General features: G+C 37.9%; 6 protein-coding genes. 4 read left to right on the top strand and 2 right to left on the bottom strand.

Annotated elements, in window-relative coordinates; genetic code table 11:
• Both AC1DPQ_RS22235 and AC1DPQ_RS22230 read left to right on the top strand, forming a co-directional pair.
• Positions 1-1,263 (top strand): S16 family serine protease (locus AC1DPQ_RS22235; protein WP_477610903.1); only part of this gene is annotated, 1,263 nt, incomplete at its 5' end.
• Between the two features lie 83 nt (positions 1,264-1,346).
• Complete coding sequence (locus tag AC1DPQ_RS22230; RefSeq protein WP_477610902.1) at positions 1,347-2,210, top strand: lipid A deacylase LpxR family protein; 864 nt, start codon at positions 1,347-1,349, stop codon at positions 2,208-2,210.
• A gap of 473 nt (positions 2,211-2,683) precedes the next feature.
• Here AC1DPQ_RS22230 and arfB read toward each other — a convergent pair whose 3' ends face one another.
• Both arfB and AC1DPQ_RS22220 read right to left on the bottom strand, forming a co-directional pair.
• Positions 2,684-3,091 (bottom strand): alternative ribosome rescue aminoacyl-tRNA hydrolase ArfB, encoded by a 408-nt coding sequence (arfB, locus tag AC1DPQ_RS22225; RefSeq protein WP_477610901.1) that lies wholly within the window; start codon positions 3,089-3,091, stop codon positions 2,684-2,686.
• Between the two features lie 38 nt (positions 3,092-3,129).
• Entirely contained in the window at positions 3,130-3,654 is a 525-nt protein-coding gene (locus AC1DPQ_RS22220) for a ferritin (protein ID WP_477610900.1), read from the bottom strand.
• Between the two features lie 130 nt (positions 3,655-3,784).
• Between AC1DPQ_RS22220 and cmk the strand changes: the two genes are divergently transcribed.
• Together cmk and AC1DPQ_RS22210 are read left to right on the top strand one after the other, a co-directional pair.
• Complete coding sequence (gene cmk / locus AC1DPQ_RS22215) at positions 3,785-4,465, top strand: (d)CMP kinase (protein ID WP_477584462.1); 681 nt, start codon at positions 3,785-3,787, stop codon at positions 4,463-4,465.
• Between the two features lie 306 nt (positions 4,466-4,771).
• A partial coding sequence (locus AC1DPQ_RS22210; protein WP_477610899.1) for a 3-keto-disaccharide hydrolase occupies positions 4,772-5,453 on the top strand: 682 nt, incomplete at its 3' end.

Raw genomic sequence — 5,453 nt, 5'->3', positions numbered from 1 at the left:
GCGCTAGGCCGTAAGTATGTACGTATGGCTTTAGGCGGTATCCGCGATGAAGCAGAAATCCGTGGCCACCGTAAAACTTACATAGGTGCAATGCCAGGCCGTATTATTTCGTCTATTAAAAAAGCGGGGGCAGATAATCCTGTTTTTGTTTTGGATGAGATTGATAAAGTAGGAACCGACCATCGCGGCGATCCATCATCAGCCTTGCTTGAAGTATTAGACCCTGAACAAAACAGCGCCTTCTACGATCATTATGTAGAAATGGATTACGATTTATCCAACATCCTGTTTATTGCAACAGCAAACTCTTTAAGCACCATTCAACCTGCTTTGTTAGATCGTATGGAGATTATTGAAGTAAATGGATATACGATTGAAGAGAAAATAGAAATCGCTAAAAAATACCTGTTGCCTAAACAGAAAGAAAACCATGGTTTACAAACCAAGGATATTAACCTAAAAACTCCACTGATCGAAAAAGTAATTGAAGATTATACCAGAGAATCAGGCGTACGTGGTTTGGAGAAAAAAATAGGTTCTTTGGTACGTGGTGTGGCCACCAAAATTGCGATGGAAGAAACCTACGATTCAAATTTAAACAATGATGATGTAGAGCGCATTTTAGGTGCCCCAATTTATGATAAAGACTTATACGAAGGCAATGAGGTGGCTGGAGTAGTAACAGGTTTAGCCTGGACAAGCGTAGGGGGCGATATTTTATTCATCGAATCGAGTTTAAGCCCAGGAAAAGGAAAATTAACCTTAACAGGTAACCTTGGCGATGTAATGAAAGAATCGGCGGTTATCGCGTTAGCGTATTTACGTGCCCACGCAGCCGAATTTGATATAGACTACAGTTTATTTGACAACTGGGATGTTCACGTTCACGTGCCTGCAGGTGCTACACCAAAAGACGGACCTTCGGCCGGGGTAACGATGCTTACCGCCCTAACGTCGGCATTTACACAACGTAAGGTAAAACAGCATTTAGCTATGACTGGTGAGATTACTTTACGGGGAAAAGTACTTCCGGTTGGTGGTATCAAAGAAAAGATCCTAGCTGCAAAAAGAGCAAACATTAAAGAAATTATCCTTTGCAAAAGCAACCGTAAGGATATTTTAGAGATTAAAGAAAGTTACATCAAGGATTTAAAATTCCATTATGTAACCGAAATGAGTGAAGTAATTGAGTTGGCTTTAACCAAAAACAAGGTTAAAAAACCTTTAGATTTAAGTGTTAAAATTGCACCGATTGTAAACTAATTGCTAATTCTTTTGGATTAACAATCAAAAATCCAATTACAATAAATACTTTTATAGCCTAGGTAAATTGCCTGGGCTTTTTTATGAGATCATTTTTATTCACCATAGTTTTTTGTTTGGTTGTTTCAACCAGTTTCGCCCAATCCTTTAAAAACGAATTCGGTTTTAAAACCGAAAACGATGCTTATTTGGCTACTTTAAACGATCGGTACTATACCAACGGATTATTTATCTACTTCCGCCATGCCATTAATACCGAAAAGCTTTCAGATAAAATAGAGAAAAAGACCTATGAAATTTCTGCCGGACAAAAAATGTATACGCCTTATTGGGGCCAAGTTCCTAACAAGGAAGATCAGGACAGGCCTTTTGCAGGTTATCTTTATGTAGGTGGTGCATATTCTGTTTTCTATAAAAATGAGAGCGTTTTAAAAACCAGTGTAGAATTGGGAACGGTTGGTCCTAACTCGCTTGCCCAAACAGCACAACGTTTCCTACATAAAACCGTAGGTTTTTATACCCCTGCAGGTTGGGATTACCAGATTAAAAATGAACTGGCCATAAACCTTGCCGCAAATTATAGCAAGTTACTTTTTAGACCGGAAGATCCCATTGTGGATATTAGTGCTCAGGGTTATGCCAACTTAGGAACAACTTTTTCGGGTTTGGGCGCATCGGTGCTTTTTAGGGCCGGTAAACTAAATCAATTGTTCAACAGTGCTTATCACAACGCGGTGATCGGAAATTCAAAAACCAAAAGCTTAAACAGCTCGGAATTTTTCTTTTACGTAAAGCCACAGCTAAACTTTGTTGCCTACGATGCCACTATACAGGGAAGTCTTTTTAATGACAACAGTCCATTAACTTTTGGGGTAAAACCGATTGTTTTTGAGCAACAGTTTGGTGTAAATTATAGTTCAAAATATTATCGGTTTGGGAAGAGTTAGGTAATTGTTTGATTGTTAATATTGTTAGCTAGTTCATTGCCCAAAACGATCGTCATGCTGAATTTATTTTACAAGTAGAAGTAGCATTTTCAATTGTCTTATAGCTACTATGTGGTCAGCATCTCTCTTGTTATATAGACCTTGAAATAAATTCTTATCTGGTCTTAGCGTCTCGCTAAGACCTTTTTTATTTGAATTAAGTAAGGGTATGGTTAAGTCGTAGCGGGACGCTAGGATGAGAGTATGGATATTTATGATTGAAAAGACCATGAAATAAATTTACTTCGTAGCTTTTCGCTGCGCTACAGGTCAGGGTGACGGCTCTAAGAACTAACATCTACAGAAGATTATTAAAGACATATTATTAATCGAACTCAGATTAATAATAAAAGCATTAAAAATCAGTTACTTTCCGATTTCTTTTCTTTTCAGCTGTAGAGGCCTTATTCTTTAATCTTTTTTGAATAAAAGCATTAAAAATCAGTTACTTTCCGATTTCTTTTCTTTTCAGCTGTAGAGGCCTTATTCTTTAATCTTTTTTGAATAACTGCTTTAGGTATTTTAGTTGCTTTTCGCTTTTTCTGAACGTGTAACGATCGCTTTAACAACTCAATCAATTTGGCAACTGTTTTCTCTTTATTGAGTAGCTGGCTCCTATCCTCTTGCGAAACAATATGTAACAGTCCTTCAGAATCTAGTCGATTTTCCAGTTTTTCTTTTAAGCGTGTCTTTTCATCTTCGTCCAAATAAAAAGCTGTTTCCAGGTCGAAAATTAACTCTACCTTACTCGAAACTTTATTTACATTTTGTCCACCCTTACCCCCACTTCTGGAAGTTTTGAAAGTAACAGACCGCAAAATTTCTTCTCTTGTAGGCAACATGCCGCAAAAGTAATAATTTGGAATTTAATAAAAACAGATTATTCTCCCTCTTTCGATTCGCTTACCTTGCTACGTAACCCTACAATATCTTTATCCAATTGGTAAATACCACCCCTATCGCTGCCCACCAATTGAAGTTTCTCTAACATCGTTTTCGCCATTTTTTCTTCTTCAAGTTGTTCATCTAAATACCATTGCAAAAATTTAAATGTGAGATAATCTTTCTCATTCAGCGAAAGTTCTACCAAATCGTTAATGCTTTTTGACACCAACAATTCATTATCCAGAAAATCCTGAAATACCTCTATTACCTGTCCGAAAGAATTTTTGGGCATTTCAAGAGCAGTAATCATCGCATGCCCATCACGATCATTGATATAATGAATCAGCTTAAGCATATGATGACGTTCTTCTTCACTCTGACGGTAGAAAAATTCGGTATAACCTTCTAAACCTGGCTGGGTTTCTAACCATGAAGCAATTCCCAGATAAACTTGCGACGATTCGGCTTCCAGTTTAACCTGGTTATTCAGCGCCGCCAACATTCTTTCAGATAACGACATAATCGTGTATTTATTTTATAATTAAACACATCCAGCAAATCAATGTTTTAGCATTATCTTGTTTAGAATCTATCTTTATACCTTTAAAAAAATTCAGCATTCTATTTCTATTTTTTACCTTTGCGCTACGATGAAGAAAAACCTGGTAATAGCAATAGATGGCTACTCATCTTGCGGAAAAAGTACTTTAGCAAAAGCACTGGCTAAAAAATTAGGTTTTATTTATGTAGATAGCGGAGCGATGTACCGTGCCGTTACGCTATACTTCTTAAGAAATAACATCGATATTACTGATGATGCTAAAGTTGTTGATGCTTTACAGCACATCGAACTGAATTTCCACTCCCGCGATTACGAATCCCATATTACCCTTAATGGTGAAGAGGTTTCTGATGAAATCCGCTTAATGCCTGTTTCTGAAAATGTAAGCGAGGTTTCGGCACATAAAATTGTGCGTCATGAAATGGTGAAGCAACAGCAGCGCATGGGTAAATCGAAAAACATCGTGATGGATGGCCGTGATATTGGCACTACCGTTTTCCCTGATGCCCCTGTGAAATTTTTTATGACGGCCGATCCGAAAATCAGGGCTGAACGCAGATTTAAGGAACTGGAGAGCAAAGGCAATAACAAAACTACCCTGGAAGAGGTTTTTGAAAACCTCGCCCATCGCGATTATGCCGATACCACCCGTAAGGAAAGTCCGTTGGTTAGGGCTGATGATGCCATTATTTTAGATAATACCGATCTTACACAGGAAGAACAATTAGACTTTGCATTGGAAAGAGTGCAACCGTTTTTGGCTCATTAGTTCATCGGTTCACTAGCCATGAGTTCATTGGTCAATGGTTAATTGTTTAAATCGGTTAACTGATGTCTATCGCTGCATCCCAAATACATAGCTTAGTTAATCGTCTTAAGACTAGGGATTTTAGACTAAATAGATTTCTCCATTCCGCGGTGCTCCAGTCGAAATGACGTATCTCTAAGGTTAATTGCTATCGGTTAACTGGTTCCAAGCTATGGGCTACCAGACTATCAACCATGAACTATCCGGCTATTGACCTTTGACTTCAAAAAAAATTTCATATTTTTAGCATCCAACCCAAATGTTACTATGAAATTAAAATCAATTTATCTTGCGGTATTATTTTTATCGCTTACTATCCTCAACGCCAATGCCCAGAAAGGCTGGATCAATCTCTTTAATGGAAAAGATTTAAAAGATTGGAACATTAAAATCGCCAAACACGACTATAAAGAAAATTATGCCAATACTTTTCGTGTAGAAAATGGAGTAATGAAAGTGAGTTATGATGGATACAAAGAATTTGACCAACAATACGGACATATTTTCTACAAAAAACCTTTTTCAGCCTATCTTTTAAAAGTAACCTACCGCTTTGTTGGCGATCAGGCTAAAGGTGGTGAAGGCTGGGCAACCAGAAATAGTGGTGCCATGTTACATTGCCAGGATCCGGCAACAATGCTAAAAAACCAGGATTTCCCGATTTCGATTGAAGGCCAGATCCTGGGTGGTGATGGTGAACATGAACGCCACACCAGCAATGTATGTACCCCAGGAACGCTCATCAATTATAACGGCAAGTTGTTTACCCCGCACTGTTTAGATTCTAAATCGAAAACCTATGCTGGCGACCAATGGGTAACTGCAGAATTTTTAGTTTTAGGTGATTCGGTTGTAAAACATATTATAGCAGGCGAAGTGGTTTTAGAATACACTAAACCTCAAATTGGTGGTGGCAGTGTTTCTAATTTCGACCCGAAAGTTACAATAG

It is taken from the genome of Pedobacter sp. 01T416_2 (assembly GCF_056398925.1).
The sequence above is the reverse complement of the archived record's forward strand: the minus strand, read 5'-3'. Positions and strand labels throughout refer to the sequence as shown.